General features: G+C 68.6%; 16 protein-coding genes and 1 tRNA gene. 11 read left to right on the top strand and 6 right to left on the bottom strand.

What is annotated here, in order from left to right; translation table 11 throughout:
* Positions 1-64: 64 nt before the first annotated feature.
* Positions 65-607, top strand: a complete 543-nt coding sequence (locus MZC64_RS40030; protein ID WP_247764098.1) for a snapalysin family zinc-dependent metalloprotease — start codon at positions 65-67, stop codon at positions 605-607.
* A gap of 60 nt (positions 608-667) precedes the next feature.
* Here the strand turns inward: MZC64_RS40030 and MZC64_RS40025 are convergent, their stop codons facing one another.
* Both MZC64_RS40025 and MZC64_RS40020 read right to left on the bottom strand, forming a co-directional pair.
* Positions 668-1003, bottom strand: coding sequence for a tetratricopeptide repeat protein (locus tag MZC64_RS40025; protein ID WP_247764099.1), 336 nt, complete (start codon positions 1001-1003; stop codon positions 668-670).
* Positions 1004-1285: 282 nt separating this feature from the next.
* Positions 1286-2494: an ROK family protein gene (locus MZC64_RS40020; protein ID WP_374205857.1), complete on the bottom strand. Its 1209-nt coding sequence runs from the start codon at positions 2492-2494 to the stop codon at positions 1286-1288.
* A gap of 213 nt (positions 2495-2707) precedes the next feature.
* Here MZC64_RS40020 and MZC64_RS40015 point away from each other — a divergent pair, with 213 nt between their 5' ends.
* The 4 genes from MZC64_RS40015 to MZC64_RS40000 all read left to right on the top strand — a co-directional run bounded on the left by MZC64_RS40015 (position 2708) and on the right by MZC64_RS40000 (position 6958).
* On the top strand, positions 2708-4951 hold the full coding sequence (locus MZC64_RS40015) for a histidine kinase (protein ID WP_247764100.1): 2244 nt from the start codon (positions 2708-2710) through the stop codon (positions 4949-4951).
* 1 nt (position 4952) lies between these two features.
* Positions 4953-5603 carry a response regulator transcription factor gene (locus tag MZC64_RS40010; protein WP_247764101.1) on the top strand — a complete coding sequence of 217 codons (651 nt, stop codon included), beginning with the start codon at positions 4953-4955 and terminating at the stop codon, positions 5601-5603.
* Positions 5604-5762: 159 nt separating this feature from the next.
* Positions 5763-6395, top strand: a complete 633-nt coding sequence (locus MZC64_RS40005) for a response regulator transcription factor (protein ID WP_185001885.1) — start codon at positions 5763-5765, stop codon at positions 6393-6395.
* 38 nt (positions 6396-6433) lie between these two features.
* Positions 6434-6958, top strand: a complete 525-nt coding sequence (locus MZC64_RS40000) for a Pvc16 family protein (RefSeq protein WP_247764102.1) — start codon at positions 6434-6436, stop codon at positions 6956-6958.
* Here MZC64_RS40000 and MZC64_RS39995 read toward each other — a convergent pair whose 3' ends face one another.
* Together MZC64_RS39995 and MZC64_RS39990 are read right to left on the bottom strand one after the other, a co-directional pair.
* On the bottom strand, positions 6959-7888 hold the full coding sequence (locus MZC64_RS39995) for a cation diffusion facilitator family transporter (protein WP_247764103.1): 930 nt from the start codon (positions 7886-7888) through the stop codon (positions 6959-6961). It lies immediately after the preceding gene.
* Positions 7889-7970: 82 nt separating this feature from the next.
* Positions 7971-9647 (bottom strand): SDR family oxidoreductase, encoded by a 1677-nt coding sequence (locus MZC64_RS39990; protein ID WP_247764104.1) that lies wholly within the window; start codon positions 9645-9647, stop codon positions 7971-7973.
* 101 nt (positions 9648-9748) lie between these two features.
* On the opposite strand from MZC64_RS39990, the gene MZC64_RS39985 reads away from it, so the two are divergent.
* Positions 9749-9823 (top strand) — tRNA-Arg (locus tag MZC64_RS39985).
* 524 nt (positions 9824-10347) lie between these two features.
* Entirely contained in the window at positions 10348-10722 is a 375-nt protein-coding gene (locus MZC64_RS39980; RefSeq protein WP_247764105.1) for a hypothetical protein, read from the top strand.
* Positions 10723-10746: 24 nt separating this feature from the next.
* Here the strand turns inward: MZC64_RS39980 and MZC64_RS39975 are convergent, their stop codons facing one another.
* Positions 10747-11295: a helix-turn-helix domain-containing protein gene (locus MZC64_RS39975; RefSeq protein WP_247764106.1), complete on the bottom strand. Its 549-nt coding sequence runs from the start codon at positions 11293-11295 to the stop codon at positions 10747-10749.
* A gap of 215 nt (positions 11296-11510) precedes the next feature.
* Between MZC64_RS39975 and MZC64_RS39970 the strand changes: the two genes are divergently transcribed.
* The 4 genes from MZC64_RS39970 to MZC64_RS39955 all read left to right on the top strand — a co-directional run bounded on the left by MZC64_RS39970 (position 11511) and on the right by MZC64_RS39955 (position 14556).
* A complete protein-coding gene (locus tag MZC64_RS39970) occupies positions 11511-11741 on the top strand; it encodes a DUF397 domain-containing protein (RefSeq protein ID WP_247764107.1) in 231 nt (76 codons plus the stop codon).
* A 49-nt stretch (positions 11742-11790) separates the two neighbouring features.
* On the top strand, positions 11791-12636 hold the full coding sequence (locus MZC64_RS39965; protein ID WP_247764108.1) for a Scr1 family TA system antitoxin-like transcriptional regulator: 846 nt from the start codon (positions 11791-11793) through the stop codon (positions 12634-12636).
* 34 nt (positions 12637-12670) lie between these two features.
* Complete coding sequence (locus MZC64_RS39960; RefSeq protein ID WP_247764109.1) at positions 12671-13543, top strand: SAM-dependent methyltransferase; 873 nt, start codon at positions 12671-12673, stop codon at positions 13541-13543.
* 179 nt (positions 13544-13722) lie between these two features.
* Positions 13723-14556 (top strand): ThuA domain-containing protein, encoded by an 834-nt coding sequence (locus MZC64_RS39955; RefSeq protein ID WP_247764110.1) that lies wholly within the window; start codon positions 13723-13725, stop codon positions 14554-14556.
* Here MZC64_RS39955 and MZC64_RS39950 read toward each other — a convergent pair.
* On the bottom strand, positions 14534-14941 hold the full coding sequence (locus MZC64_RS39950) for a pyridoxamine 5'-phosphate oxidase family protein (protein WP_247764269.1): 408 nt from the start codon (positions 14939-14941) through the stop codon (positions 14534-14536). The two genes, MZC64_RS39955 and MZC64_RS39950, sit on opposite strands and share 23 nt — an antisense overlap.
* Positions 14942-15009 lie beyond the last annotated feature (68 nt).

The raw sequence follows: 15009 nt of genomic DNA, 5'->3' as shown, positions 1-15009 counted from the left end.
TGTGTCCGGCCCGGCGCGATTAGCTGAGGGCAGCTCTTTTCCCTGCATCGGTAGGAGATGAACCGTGCTCCAGAACAAGATCAGGCGATTGGTCGTCGGGGTGGTCACCGCCGTGGCGTCGCTGCTCGTGGTCACCTCGCCCGCGACCGCCGAGACCAGCGCGGTCCGAGTGATCAAGTACGACACCAGCCAGGCGCAGGAGTTCAAGGCGGCCTGGGACGAGGGCGCCAAGGTCTGGAACGCCTCGGTGAAGAACGTGCGCCTGGAACCGGGCACGCCGGCGCAGATCCGGATCCTGGCCGACAACGGCTGGCCGCGCGCGCAGGTCAGCGGGCTCGGCCGCGGCACCGTGTGGATGGGCCGCACCGCCGTCAACGACGGGCACCACGTCCCGCGGATCACCGCGCACGAGCTGGGCCACATCCTCGGCCTGCCGGACCGGCGCACCGGCCTGTGCGTGGACCTGATGTCCGGCGCCAGCGCGGGCACCGGCTGCAAGAACCCCCTGCCGAACGCCGCGGAGAAGGCCCAGGTGGAGCGCAACTTCGCCGGCGGCTTCGTCGCGCCGACCAGCACGGACGGCAGCGACTGGGCCCTGGCGGGCTGATCAACGCAGGAACGGCCCGTCCGCGATCCTGACGCGGGCGGGCCGTTCTGTTGTGCCGGCTCAGCAGACCCTGGCCAGCGCCTCGGCGTAGTCCGGGCTCGCGGAGAGCGCCGCGGCCAGCCGGAAGTGCCGCACCGACTCCGGCCGCCGACCCGCCCGCTCCAGCGTGCGGCCCAGCAGGAACCGGGTGTAGTGGTCGGTCGGGTCCGCCTCGATCAGCTCGGTGAGCAGCTGCTCGGCCCGGCCCAGCTGCGCGGAGTGGTAGTAGGCGCGGGCGGCCAGCAGCCGCACCGAAAAGGTGGCGTCCGCGGTCAGCAGCGGCGTCAGCACCTGCAGCGCACCCAACGGGTCGCCTTGGGCCAGCAGCGATTCCGCCCAACGGTAGTTCTCCGGCATTCGACCCTCCACAGTGGACTCGATGGTGCGTGTGCACCGGCTCAACACCGTGTGAGGTCAGGGCATTCCCGCCCAGGAAAGTTGGGGGGAGCCCTGCCTGCTCCAATGCCCTGGGGAAGCTCTGGAACCAGGCAGGGCTCGCAGCGCGGGCCGGGTGGGACGGGGTGCGGACACCCCGAACAGCCTGCGCCTACGGCCGAAGGTGGCAAGCAGCGCAGCGGGCCTGCCTTCGACATACTCAACAGTAGGCAGTCGCGCTGACGTTTCGCTGACGCGCGCCGTTCAGCCGGCGTGCACGTGCCGCTCGAACACGGTCTCCTCGGCCGCGCGCAGTCCGACCGCGACCGCGCCCGCCAGCACCGCGTCATCGCCCAGCTCCCCGCCGACCACGGTCGGCAGCAGCGGACTGAGGTAGCGCAGCGCCCGTTCCATCGGTTCGATCAGCAGCTCGAAGTTGCGCCCGATGCCACCGCCGAGCACCACCAGCTCCGGGTCGATCACCGCGGTCACCGAGGCGATCCCGTAGGCCAGCCGGGCCGCGATCAGCTCCACCACCCGCAGCGCGGTGGCCTCCCCCGCCGCGGCGGCCGCGAAGACGTCCTTGGCGTTGCGCGCCTGGGTCAGGCCCAGCTCGTGCGCCAGTTCCACCACCGGCTCGGCCGCGGTGGCCTGTTCCAGCAGCCCGCGCGGCGGCGGCGCCAGCTCGCCGGAGAGCACCGCCTGCTCGTCGAAGCGCCCGTAGGGCAGGTAACCGATCTCCCCGGCCGCGCCGTGCGCGCCGCGGAAGAGATGCCCGTCCATGACAATGCCCATGCCGACCCCGGTGCCCACGGTGACCAGCACGAACACCCTGGCCTCCCGCGCGGCGCCGCGTTCCCGCTCGCCGAGCGCGGCCAGGTTCGCGTCGTTCTCCACGATCAGCCCCGGCCCGAGCAGCGATTCCAGCTCGTCCAGCAGGCCCTTGCGGCCCCAGCCGGGCAGGTTCGGCGCGAGCTGCAACGCCCGGCTGTTCCGGTCGGCGACCCCGGGACTGCCGACCACCTTGGCCACCACCTGGTCGAACCGGATCCCGGCCGCGCCCACGATGCGATCGGCCAGCTCCCGGACCTGCCGGACCAGCGCGCTGGCCGAGCGGCAGCGGTTGCGCTCGTCGCAGCGGGACACCTCGGCCCCGCCCAGGTCCACCAGGGACAACCGGATCCGCTCCCGGCCGATGTCCACCGCGAGCACGTAACCCGCGGCCGGGTTGGCCTCGTAGACCACCGCCGACCGACCGGGTCCGGCCGAGGTCCGGCCGGCCGGGCGGACCAGTCCGGCCTGTTCCAGCCCGAGCAGCGCCTGCCCGACGGTCGGTTTGGACAGGCCGGTGCCCTTGGCCACCTGCGGCCTGGTCGCGGGCCCGGACCGGCGTAGCAGTTCGAGCACCGCACGCTGGTTGAGCACCCGCATGCTGGCCGGGGTTCCGACCGGATGGCTCGACTGACCAGTCACGCGTTACCCGCTTTCGTCAACACCCTGTGTGCCAAAGTCTAGGACCGCGCGTGTGCGGTGGGACTACGGCCTGACCTGGCGCGGTAAGAATTCGGTGCCAGAACGTTGTCGCACTCGATCCGGGTATGCAGCACGATTACCCCCGTGTCGGGTTCGAGGGGGCGCGTGATCCTGGTGGCGGCTTTCGCTGTCATCTCGGTTGTGCTCGCGATCATGAGCGTGTTCAGCCGGAACGACGCGGCCTCGGATGGCACCCTGATCAACCAGACCGACTTCGCCGTGCCCAGCGGCCAGGTCAAGGTGCTCGAGGTGCGACCAGGCAGCCCGCTCCAGGTCGGCGACGTGATCATCTCCATCGCGGGCCGGGACGTGATCGCGCACAGCCGCCAGCCCGGCGGCCCGGCGTTCCAGGTCAACGACACCCTCACGTACAAGGTGCTGCGCAAGAACGTCGAGGAGACGCACCAGGTCACCCTCGGGCGCTACCCGGTCGGCGACCAGCTGCTGCACAGCTGGCCCAGCCTGCTCGTGCTGTTCATGCTCTTCGGCAGCGCCATCTACCTGTTCGTCCGCCGCCCCCGGTATCCGGCCGCACGCGCCGCCGTGGTCGCCTCCTCGATCGCGATGATCACCCTCGCCGGTTCCGGCTACTTCGGGCTGGAAGCACTCGACCTGGTGGCGGGTGATCAGTTCTGGCGCTGGTACGTCGGACAGCTCTTCTGGGTGCTGCTGTGGGGCGGCATCCTGCACTTCGCCTTCGCCTACCCCGAGGTCACCTCCAAGATCAGATACAGCCTGCTGGTCGCGCTCAGCTACGGCGGCGGCCTGCTGCTCTACGGGCTGACCATGCTCATCGGCCTGCCGCTCAGCGATGGCCCGGTGGAGGCGCTCAACGTGTGGGCCTCGCCGATCGGCACCGTGCTCTTCGTCTACCCGGTGCTGGTGCTCGGCGTGCTCGTCTACAAGTACCGGACCTGCGAGGACAACCTCACCCGGATGCGGCTGCGCTGGCTGGCCGCCTCACTGGGCACCGCCGCGGTGCTCTACGCGGGCATCTGGGGCCTACCGACCCAGTTGCTGGGCGCCAACCTGGTCGCCTACCAGTACCACACGCTGGTCTTCCTGCCGGTGCCGCTGACCGTGGCGCTGGCGGTGCTGCACTACCGGGCGCTGGACATCGAGATCGCGCTCAGCCGCTCGCTGACCTACGTCATCCTCTCCGTGCTCATCGCCATCGGCTACCTGATCATGGGCGGCGTGCTGCGGCTGCTGGTGCTGCCCGACCTGGCTTCGCCCGCGGGCCAGGCGGTGGCCGCCGCGGCCGCCGCGGTGATCGTGCTGCCACTGCGCGACCGGCTGGCCAAACTGGTCAACGAACGCCTCTTCGGGTACCGCGACGATCCCTACCGGGTGGTCTCCGCGCTCTCCTCCCGGCTGGAGCAGACCCAGACGCCGGAGGCCATGCTGCCGACGCTGGTGGAGACCATCGGGCACGCGCTGAAACTGCCGTACACCGCGATCGAGCTGGAACGGGACAAGGGCCTGGAGGTGGTCGCCGACTACGGCGAGCCGGTCGGCGAACCGGTCCGGCTGCCCCTGGTCTACCAGGGCGAACGCATTGGCGACCTGGTCGTCTGCGCGCGCGGGATCGGCGAGGGCTTCAACGACTCCGACCTGCGGGTGCTCACCGACGTGGCCCGGCACGCCGGCGCGGTGGCCTACACCGCCCGGCTGACCACCGACCTGGCCCGCAGCCGCAGCCGCCTGGTCCGCACCCGCGAGGAGGAACGGCGGCGGCTGCTGCACGATCTGCACGACGGGGTCGGCCCCACCCTGGCCGCCGCGGCGCTGGGACTCCAGGTGGTCCGGCAGGTGATGGGCGCCAACCAGGTCGCGGCCGAGGAGATGCTGACCCGGCTGGAGGACGAACTCCAGGGCGCGATCGGCGAGATCCGCCGGGTCGCGCACGGTCTGCGGCCCCCGGTGCTGGACCAGCTCGGCCTGGCCACCGCGGTGCGCGAGCACGCCAGCACGCTGGCCGGCCGGATGGGCGGCAACGGCGAGGCCCCGCTGACCATCGCGGTGGACGTCTCCGACGAGCTGCCGCAGCTGCCCGCCGCGGTCGAGGTCGCCGCCTACCGGATCGTGTGCGAGGCGCTGACGAACGTGGCCAGGCACTCCGGCGCGCACAGCTGCACCGTGCGGGTCTGGCTGGACCGGGACCTGCACGTGGAGGTGCTCGACGACGGCGCGGGGCTGGGCGAGACCAGGCGCAACGGGGTCGGGCTGCGGTCGATGCGGGAACGGGCCGGGGAGCTGGGCGGGGACTTCCTGGTGGAATCCCGTGACCTGGAATCCCGGAACCAGGACGGTGCCCAGGCCGCGGCTGGGGCACGATCAGCGGTGAGAGGCACCCGCGTCGCGGCGCGGCTGCCCGTGCCGAGGGAGGAAGCCTGAGTTGGACCAGCTCCGCATCCTGGTGGTGGACGATCACCCGCTGTTCCGCTTCGGTCTGTGCCAGACGCTGCAGCAGGTGCCTGATGTAGAGGTGGCGGGCGAGGCCGCCACCGGCACGGCCGCGGTGGCCATGGCCGACTCACTACAGCCCGACGTCGTGGTGATGGACCTGAACATGCCGGACTTCAACGGCGTGGAGGCGACCCGGCGGATCGTGCGCACCAGTCCGCACGTCGGTGTCCTGGTGCTGACCATGTTCGATGACAACGAGTCGGTTTTCGCCGCCATGCGGGCCGGGGCCAGGGGCTACCTGCTCAAGGGGGCCACCCCGGAGGAGATCGTCCGGGCCATCCGGGCGGTGGGACAGGGACAGGCCATCTTCGGCCCGGCCATCGCCTCCCGGCTGCTCGGCTTCTTCGGCAACAACGCGCGGGCCGCCCAGGTGGAGGCATTCCCCGAGCTGACCGCCCGGGAGCACGAGGTACTGGTGCTCATCGCCCAGGGCGAGGGCAACGCCGCCATCGCCCGCAAGCTTGTGATCAGCGGAAAGACCGTGCGCAACCACGTGTCCAACATCTTCTCCAAGCTGCACGTGGCCGACCGCGCAGAGGCGATCATGCGCGCCAAGGAAGCCGGTTTGGGCGAAAACTAGCGACCATAAGTACCTTGCTTGTTGGAGATTAACGGGGCTTGTATAACGATTCGTGAAATCGAAGCACAACGGGACAGCTAGTCCCATGTCCCTGGGACACCGGGTGGGCCACGCTCTCAAGGTCAGCGCAGCACACTTGGCTTGAGGGGGCCAAACATCATGACGAACACGGAACGTGTTCCGGTAGTTCTGCACGCCACGGATGCGATCTCACGTGCGGGCGTCGCGGCCGCACTTCGCTCCCGGCCGGAGGTCCTGCTGGTCGACTCGCTGGAGGCCCGCCCGGACGCGGTGGTCCTCGTGGTGACCGACCGGACGGACACCCGGACTCAGCAACTGCTCAGGGGACTGCAGGTCCGAGGCAACACCAAGGTCGTTCTCATCGCCGGGGAGATGGATGACACGGACCTGCTGACCGCGGTGGAAACCGGGGTCAGCGCAGTGGTCCGCCGCTCCGAGGCCACTCCGGAGACCCTGGTCCGCCTGGTGCGGGCCGCGGCCGCCGGTGAGGGCGCACTGCCGCCGGACCTGCTGGGCCGGCTGCTGAACCGGGTCTCCCGGTTGCAGCGCAACGTCCTGCGACCGAACGGGATGAGCCTGGCAGGCATGTCGGAACGGGAGACCGACGTGCTCAGGCTGGTCGCCGATGGTCTGGACACCCGCGAGATCGCCGAACAGCTCTGCTACTCGCAGCGCACGGTGAAGAGCATCTTGCACGACATCACCAACCGCTTCCAGCTGCGCAACCGCTCACACGCGGTGGCGTTCGCGCTCCGGGAGGGGCTGATCTGAGCCGCCCGTTCGGGTCGTGCGTGAAGACGGGGAGCGTCATGGAGTACTCGTCACGGCCCGAACGGTCGGATGAGCCGGCGGGCGGGGTGATCCGCGAGGTGGACACCGCGTTGTGCCGGTTGCTGGGCAGCAGGCTGCCGCAGGGGGTCGAGGTACGGCTGGAACCGCCGACCCCGACCTGGATCAACGAGGCAAACCCGCTGCCCGCGGTGCACGTGTTCTTGTACGAGTTGCGGGCGGGCCGGGCGCACCGGCCCGCCCGCGATCTCGAACTGTCCTATCTGGTCGCCGCGCGAGCGGGCAGTGTGGCCGGGGAACACGAGCTGCTGGGTGAGGCGCTGGACGCGCTTACCGCGCAGGAGTCGGGGCAGCCGGTGGCGGTGCGGCTGGCCGAGCACGGGGTGGGCGGACTCTGGTCGGCCCTGGGGATGCCGGCGAGAGCCGCGTTCGTGATCTCGGTGACGGCCACGCTGCCCGCCACGCCCGACGCGGAAGGAGCCGCACCGGGCGGGACCGCGGTCCCGCTCCAGTCCGACTCCCGCGGCTGGCGGTTGCCTTCCTAGTTACCAGGCCAGTTCCCGGCACTTGGCCACGTGCCCGGCCGGTTCGACCTGCAAGGTCGCGTGCTCGATGTGGTAGCGCTCGGCGAGCAGTTTCTGCGCCGCGGCCAGCACCTCGGTGAAGTCGACCTCCGGTTCCGCGGTCAGGTGCGCCGAGGCCACCTCCATGCCCGAGGTCAGCGTCCAGACGTGCAGGTCGTGCACCTCGATGACGTTGGGCAGCTGCTGGAGTTCACCAGCCATCTCGGAGACGTCCAGGCGCTCCGGGGCGTGCTGGAAGAGGATGCGCAACGCCTTGCGGCCCAGCACATAGGCCCGCGGCAGCACGAACAGTCCAATGGCCACACCGATGATCGGGTCGGCGTAGCGCCAGCCGAAGAGCATGGTGACCAGTCCGGAGATCAGCACGCCCACCGAGCCGATCGCGTCCGCGACCACCTCCAGGTAGGCGCCCCGGACGTTGATGCTCTCGTCCGCGCCACCACGCAGCAGGAGCAGGGCGATCAGGTTGTTGACCAGACCGATGATCGCCACGATCGTCACCGGCAGCCCAGGCACCTCCGGCGGGGCATCGAAGCGGTTCACCGCCTCAAGCAGCACGCCGATGGCCACGCCGAAGAGCAGCAGCGTGTTCGCCAGCGCGGCCAGCACCTCGGCCCGGTAGAGCCCGAAGGTGCGTCCGGCGCGCTTGGCCGCCCGCTGCGCCACGATGATCGCGGCCAGCGCCATGCTCACGCCGAGGACGTCGGTGAAGACGTGCGCGGAGTCCGACAGCAAGGCCAGCGAGGAGGTGTAGAGCCCCACGGTCACCTGCATGACCAGCGTGACCAGCCCCAGTCCGACCGCCCACCACAACCGGCTCACATACTTCGCCGAGGCGCTGGCGGCCTGCGCCGCCGGCAACCCATGACCGTGCCCGTGTCCCTGCCCCATCTCACGCTCCCTTCCGACACCCAACATATAGTGACATGCGCATATGAACAACGGTGACCCCAGTCACCCCAGCCCAGCCAAACTACCGCCGCGGACCGATGTCCACCCGCGCCGCCGCGCGCAAAACCGCAGGTGAAAGCCGCGAAAGCAGTAGCCCCAGCCGGGCTTCGGCAGTCACCGGCGCCACCGCCACATCCCGCTCCACCGCGTCCAGCACCGCGGCCGCGACCCGCTCCGGCGCGAACCCCCGCCGCAGGTACCGCCGCGTGGTCACCTCCCGCAGTCGCTCCTGGGTAGCCGCGTCCACTCCAGCGAACCGAGCCGCCCGGGTGATGTTGGTGTGCACGAACCCGGGACAAATCGCGGAAACCCCGATCCCCCGCCCCGCCAGCTCCGCCCGCAGGCACTGCGCCAGCATCAGCACCGCGGCCTTGGTCGTGGCGTAGGCGGGCAACGTCCGCGACGGCGTGTACGAGGCCATCGAAGCCGTGACCACCAACTGCCCACCCTCCCCCCGCTCAACGAGCTGCGGCGCGAACGCCCGCAACGTGTGGATCACCCCCCACACGTTCACATCCACCACCCGCGCCCAGTCCGCCACCGAGGTCTCCAGAAACCCACCACTGACCGCGACGCCGGCGTTGGCCACCACCACATCCGGCACCCCCACCTCGGCCCGAACCCGCTCCGCCAACGCAGCGACAGCATCCCCATCCGTCACATCAACCGCATACCCCAAGCCCCCCACCTCAGCCGCCACTGCCAAGGCGCCAGCCCCATCCACATCAACCACCACAACCTCGGCCCCCGCCGCGGCAAACGCCCGCACACAAGCCCGCCCAATGCCGCTGGCCCCACCCGTGACCAGCACAACCTTCCCGCCAAACCGCTCCACACTCGCCGCAGCCCGCAACCCCCGGCTCTCCGGCGCCCCCTCCACGTGATCAACGAACTCCGCCACCATCCGGGCCAGCACCACCGGATGCGTACGCGGCATCCAGTGCCCCGCAGGCACCTCCCGCCGCCACAACCGCGCCACCCACCGAGCCGTCCCGGCCACATGCGCCGGCGTCACAAACGCATCCCGCGTCGGCACCACCAACTGCACCGGCAACGAAGCCCACCGCTCCCGAGGCCGCCGCACAAACCCAGGCAAATTCGCCCGGTAAAGCTCAAGCCCCCGCCGAACATCCCGCCCCCGCCCCCCAAACCGCCAAGCCACCAAGGGAGACACCAGTTCCCCCAACCGAGACCGGAACACCCCCATGTAGGCCGACCGCACAACCAACGTCGCCAGCCCCCGCAACCCCCGCCACGAAGGCCGTCGCAACGCCCCCCGAACCCACCACCCCACGTGATCAAGGCAAGGCCCCGACACCGACGTGAACGAGGCAAACACCCCGGAATTTGTGGGATCGGTCACAGCCTCCCAAGCCTGCGCCGACCCCCAGTCATGCCCCACCACATGCACGGCCCGCCCCGGTGACACCGCCCGAGCCACCGCCACCAGGTCAGCGGCCAACCGCTCCACCCGGTACCCATCCCGCCCCAGCGGCGCCCCCGACCGCCCACAACCCCGCACGTCATACCGCACAACCCGGTACCGCCGCCCCAGTTCCGCCACCACCGGCCCCCAGAGTGCGGAGGTATCCGGAAACCCATGCACCAACACCACAACAGGCGCCCCCAGCACCCCCTCAACCCACACCCCAAGCCGCAGGTCACCGGAATCTACTGAGCAGTAGCCAACCTCGGTCATGCTCCAAGACGGTAGGCCGTGCAGACCCCCTCCGGCTATGCGCTAAGCTTCTGCACGTCGCCACGGCGAGGGGTTCACCCCAGACCACGGAGACCGGGTTAGCCCCCGTAGCTCAGGGGATAGAGCACTGCCCTCCGGAGGCAGGGGCGCAGGTTCGAATCCTGCCGGGGGCACCACAGCAAGGACGTAGGCGGCATCCATGATGTCGCCTTTTTCATTTTTCCATCCTCCGCCTTACCTGGCGCGCAGTCCGCTTGAGCACGGACAGGTCGCGCTGATCAGTCGCGCCCTCAGCAAGCAGGGCTGAATAATTCAGCTTTGCTCGCCGCGCAATTCGAGCCATGAAGCCCAGTCGAAAATTGATCAGGCAATCATCACTCGTTCGAGGGACATGATCATCACGGTGCGCCACCATCTATCACTCTATCGAGCTAATTCGATCGAGTTAGTTGCCTAGTTGGCCTCTTGCGTTCTGACGATTGGGTTAGCTGGCCCCGCCAGGCTCGAATGCCACTCAGCGTTTCTTTTCTGCCACTGGGCTCTTGATCTTTGCGACGCTGGCACCGACCGAGATCAAGCACCATAATCGCAAGTACAGCGAGGCGACATCGCCTCGCTGTTCGCAATAGAAAGCGCGGCCCTCTGCTCGAACAGAGGACCGCGCTGTACATACCAGCACACAGATTGGCTAGAATCTGTAATGAGCACTATAAGTGCCTCCCACCCGGAAAAGCCAGGTCAGGGCGGGCGTTCCGAGGATTCTCACCCGGTTGAGAAGGGCCGCAGGCGTGGCAGCAGGCGGCGTCCCGGTCCGCAGGGCCACCGGCAGGTGACCTCCTGGCGGTGCATGTTCGGCGAGATCCTGCGGGGCGGCTGGTCCAGCACGCTGCGCGCGACGCTGCTGATCATCGCGATCGCCTGCGGCCTGGCGCTGGTCGGCTACGCGGCGGGCGGAGTGGCCGGGCTGGCCGGTGTCGGCGCCCTGGTCGGGATCTCCACCCTGGCCGGTCGGCGCACCTGGGGCAGTCACCCGGGACCGGCGCTGCCAGGGATGTCGAACGGTGAGGGTCGCTGATGAGCTGACCGGGATGCTGCCCGGTTAGCTGTACCGGTCCCGCGGCGCGGTGACACCGTGTCCGCGGGACCGCAGGCCCACGCCCGCGTTGCGCAGCAGCGTGCGGACGGCGCTGTAGGAGGAGCCGAACCGCGCGGCGAGTTGCCGGATGCTGGCGCCTGATCGATAGCCCTCGATCACCAGTTCGGTGGCGGTCGGCTGCCGCGCGCGCACCGGCTGGGGCACGCCGCCCTCGGCCAGCAAGCGCCTGATCGCACGCCGGTCGATGCCGGTGCGCCGGCTCAGGTGCTCGATCGACTCGCCCGCTCGGTGCCTGCGGACCAGGTCCGCGGTCAGGTCTGCCGCGCTGGCCCGGAGACAGGTGTCGTTGTCGGTGCGCACGCCTGCCTCGATCAGCAACCTGCGCACCAGGGCCGGGCCGCGGCGGAGGTCGGCGGCGAGTTCCGGAATGGACACCGCGCCGGCGGCGAATCGGCTGGCGAGTTCGGCGGCCACCCTGCGGCGACGGCGGCCGCGGAGTGGTTCGGGATCCGGGGTGCTGGTCACGGAGATCTCCCGGTGGGTCAACAGCATCGTCGGATCGGGACCGAGACCGCCCCGGCACGTGATGCGCACTTCTGACCAGTACCGATTCAGCCAACAACCTAGACAAGCAGGCGAGGCCGATACCCATAGGGTGAAGAATTGCCCGATAACCGAGATGGTGGAGTTACTCGTGGTTGCGGCGGAATAACTCCGCGTACACGCTTGCCCCAGTAGTCAGACGGTGTCTGCACCAGGGGGTAGGTATGCACAGCTATGACCCGTACGCGGTGTCCGGCACGTTCGCCGCGGGGAGCTGGGAACGTCCGGCGATCTGCGGGCCGAACGGTGGTCATTGCGTCGAGGTGAGCCTCGACCAGCCCGGATTTGTCGGGTTGCGGGACAGCAAGTTGGACACCAGTCCGGTTCTGGTGTTCGACGATCAGGAATGGCGGTCTTTCCTGACCGCGGCACGTGCGGGCCAGTACGACCTCTGACCGCCGGAGCGCCGCGCCGGGATGATCGGAGTCTGCTGACGGAGAACTCGTGGCACCTTCTGCAACAACCGCACGGCGGCTGCTCGGCCTGGAATTGAGGTCGGCCCGGAACCGGGCCGACCTCAGCCAGAGTGCACTCGCGGCCAAATCCGGTTGCGGCCAGGTGACGATCACGCGGTACGAACAGGAACTCGGTCCGGTCAAGCAGGAGAACCTCCATCGGATAGTCCAGGCGCTACGGATCAAGGGCGAGGACGCGGACAACCTGTTCCGGCTGGCCATGGCGAGCCGGGCCCGGACACCCTGGCTCGGTGAGCGCAAGGCGGTGGCCGAGTGGGTCCGATTCGTCTACGAGACCGAGTGCGACGCATCCCGGATCCTCAACTGGAACAGCGAACGCATGCCCGGTCCACTGCAGTCCGAGCACTTCATGCTCGCCCTGCACGGGCTGGACGGCGCCACGGACGTGACCCCGCAGGTCGCCATGCGCACCAGACGGCGGGAACTGTTCGACAGCGGCGTGCTGGAGAACTACGGCTGTGTCCTCGGCGAGGCGTTCTTCGAGCGGTTGCCGCACCAGCTTGGCCCGGCCGCTGCCCTCGATCAGGTTCGCCATCTGTTCGACCTGGCCGAGCATCGGAAGATCTCCCTCCAGGTCCTGCCGTTCACCGCCCGGATCCGGCACCTCGAATCGGACTTCATGGTCATGCAGTTCCCCGAGGCGCAACTGGACTACGCGTTCGTCGAGTACCTGAATGGCGCCAGGCAAATTAACCCCGACGAGGGTCTTGACGCCTTCGAGCAGGAATGGCAGAAAATCAGCGAGGCAGCCTGGAACACCATCAAGAGCCGCGACTACCTGGCTGAACTGGCACAGCGGCTGGCCGGGCCTTAGCCTGGACGCACGAGTGGGCAACCGAAGGACAGTCATGGCCGCGCCAGTCGATCAGGACCCGTTCCCGCCAGCCGGGCTCAACCTCAACCGGCCCGGCAACGCCCGCGTCCACGACTATCTTCTGGGCGGAACCACCAATTGGGCGATAGACCGCACTCTCGGTGACCAAATACTCGCCGCGCTTCCGCTGACCAGGTCGATTTACACAGCTAACCGGCTTTTCCTGCATCGAGCAGTCCGGCATCTCATTGATCTCGGAGTTCGGCAGTTCGTCGATATTGGGTCCGGTTTGCCGACCATGAGCCAGACGCACGAGATAGCCGAGGAGCTGTGCCCGGGTGCGGTGCGGGTGGTCTACCTGGACCATGATCCGCTCACCGTGGCGCACGCCCAGATCCACCTTGAGCGCAGCGGCGACCCGCAACGCCACGCCGTCCTGCATGCCGATCTGCGCGCCGCGGACCGGGTCTGGACGCTGATCGGCCAGACCGGAGTGCTTGACCTGGCCGAACCAACCGCGTTGCTCGCCGTATCAGTGCTGGACGCGCGCCAGCCCGACCAGACCGGGGCCGCCGACATGAGCCCGATCGCGGTGGCGCGATACCGGGAACTGCTCGCCACCGGCTCCTACCTCGCGCTGTCCCACGCCACGGTGGACGGGGTGCCCGCCGCGCTGGTCCCTGGGCTGGCCGAGGCCGCCCGCCGGTACGCGCTGGCCGGTATCCCGGTGATCCACCGGGACCAGCGCGAGATCGCCGGACTGTTCGGGGACTTCGAGCTGTTGTCCCCCGGGCTGACCTGGGCCCAGCTCTGGCGCCCTGAGGACGGCGATCGCGCGGCAGGCGAGCCGCGCTTCGCCACGCCGAACCAGTCGGCCGTGCGCGTCGGCGTCGCCCGGAAGCGCTGACCGGGGCGTTGGGCTGACGGCTCTGTTCGGAAAGTATCCCTACTAACGGCTGTTCAGCTGGACCGATCACGCGGTTACCGTTGAGGGCGTGGACGGCTGCCTTCCCACTGCCGTTGGCCGGCCACGATCCCGTCGCCATGACTCTGTTCTCACCGCCCTGGAACAGGAAGAGGATCGGCATGTCCAACGGCAGGCGTGCCCGGGTGACGCAGGTGCTTGCGTTGCTTGTGGCGTTGGTGGCTCTTGTGTTGGTTCCCACGCAAGGGGGTAGTGCGGCGCCGGCCGCGCCTCGGTACAAGGTGTTGGGGTTGTATCAGGGGACTTGGGATGCGGCTCATATCGCGTTTGTCAAGGAGGCCAATCCTTGGTTTTCGCGGATGGCTACGCAGCACAACTTCTCGTATACCGCCAGTACTGACTGGAATATTTTGGCCAATGACGGGGCGTTGAACCAGTACCAGGTTGTTCTTTTCCTGGATGCTTTGCCTGGGTCTGCGGCGCAGCGTAGTGGGTTCCAGCGGTATGTGGAGCGGGGTGGTGGCTGGCTGGGGTTCCATGTGGCTGCCTACAACGACAATCCCGGCGGGTGGAACTGGTACCACAACACGCTGCTGGGGACTGGGCGGTTCAAGAACAACACCTGGGGGCCGACCACCGCAAAGTTGAAGGTGGAGAATCGGTCGCATCCGGCTACGGCTGGGTTGCCTGCGACGTTCACCTCGTCGGTGAGTGAGTGGTACAGCTGGACCAATGACCTTCGGCAGAATCCGAACATCCAGATTCTGGCTTCGGTTGATCCTTCGAGTTTCCCGCTGGGGACTGATCCGAATCAGACTTGGCGTTCTGGGTACTACCCGATTATCTGGACCAACAAGAACTATCGGGTGTTGTACGCGAACTTCGGGCACAATGCGATGGACTACCCGAACAACCGGCCGTTGTCCTCGACGTTTGCCAGTGAGACCCAGAACAAGTTCCTCATTGACGGGCTCAACTGGCTGGGGAGCCGCTGATCCAGGACTCCGGGCGCATTCCCAAGAGGACTGCGTCCGGGGTTTGGGTGTTGTCGACGAAATCGGCCGCCGCGTCCGCCGGTAGGTAGCGGGTGACCAGGCGGATCAACTCGGCGCGGGGTGGGGTCTGTTGCCAGGTTGTCACGGGGCCTTCGACGGTGACGTAGCCGTAGGGCGGTTCCGGGTGTTGCACCGCCAGGGTGAAGCGGCCGGCTTTGCGGATCAGGATTGCTTTGCGGGAGCTGGACCGGGTCCAGACCAGTACCTCGCCGTCCCGGTAGTCATACCAGACCGGGATGGCGAGGGGGCCGCGGTTTTCCCTGGTCACGGCGAGGATGGCGACTCGGGGAGCGGCCAGGAACTCGATGCGGTCCTGGACGGGCATGGGCACGGGGCTCTCCTCGTCGGGGTGGGGGCGGGGTGCGCGGCTCCGTGGGGTGTGGGGGCCGAATT

The organism is Crossiella sp. S99.2, assembly GCF_023094165.1.
GTDB lineage: Bacteria > Actinomycetota > Actinomycetes > Mycobacteriales > Pseudonocardiaceae > Crossiella.
This window is presented reverse-complemented; position numbering and strand designations above follow the sequence as displayed.

Bases quoted from the DNA above. Each gene is read 5' to 3' on its own strand.
- MZC64_RS40000 (WP_247764102.1), top strand. From the start codon at position 6,434: ATGGAGTACTCGTCACGGCCCGAACGGTCGGATGAGCCGGCGGGCGGG.
- MZC64_RS39995 (WP_247764103.1), bottom strand. From the start codon at position 7,888: ATGGGGCAGGGACACGGGCACGGTCATGGGTTGCCGGCGGCGCAGGCC.
- MZC64_RS39990 (WP_247764104.1), bottom strand. From the start codon at position 9,647: ATGACCGAGGTTGGCTACTGCTCAGTAGATTCCGGTGACCTGCGGCTT.
- MZC64_RS40025 (WP_247764099.1), bottom strand. From the start codon at position 1,003: ATGCCGGAGAACTACCGTTGGGCGGAATCGCTGCTGGCCCAAGGCGAC.
- MZC64_RS39955 (WP_247764110.1), top strand. From the start codon at position 13,723: ATGTCCAACGGCAGGCGTGCCCGGGTGACGCAGGTGCTTGCGTTGCTT.
- MZC64_RS39970 (WP_247764107.1), top strand. From the start codon at position 11,511: ATGCACAGCTATGACCCGTACGCGGTGTCCGGCACGTTCGCCGCGGGG.
- MZC64_RS39960 (WP_247764109.1), top strand. From the start codon at position 12,671: ATGGCCGCGCCAGTCGATCAGGACCCGTTCCCGCCAGCCGGGCTCAAC.
- MZC64_RS39975 (WP_247764106.1), bottom strand. From the start codon at position 11,295: ATGCTGTTGACCCACCGGGAGATCTCCGTGACCAGCACCCCGGATCCC.
- MZC64_RS40005 (WP_185001885.1), top strand. From the start codon at position 5,763: ATGACGAACACGGAACGTGTTCCGGTAGTTCTGCACGCCACGGATGCG.
- MZC64_RS40015 (WP_247764100.1), top strand. From the start codon at position 2,708: ATGAGCGTGTTCAGCCGGAACGACGCGGCCTCGGATGGCACCCTGATC.
- MZC64_RS39980 (WP_247764105.1), top strand. From the start codon at position 10,348: ATGAGCACTATAAGTGCCTCCCACCCGGAAAAGCCAGGTCAGGGCGGG.
- MZC64_RS39950 (WP_247764269.1), bottom strand. From the start codon at position 14,941: ATGCCCGTCCAGGACCGCATCGAGTTCCTGGCCGCTCCCCGAGTCGCC.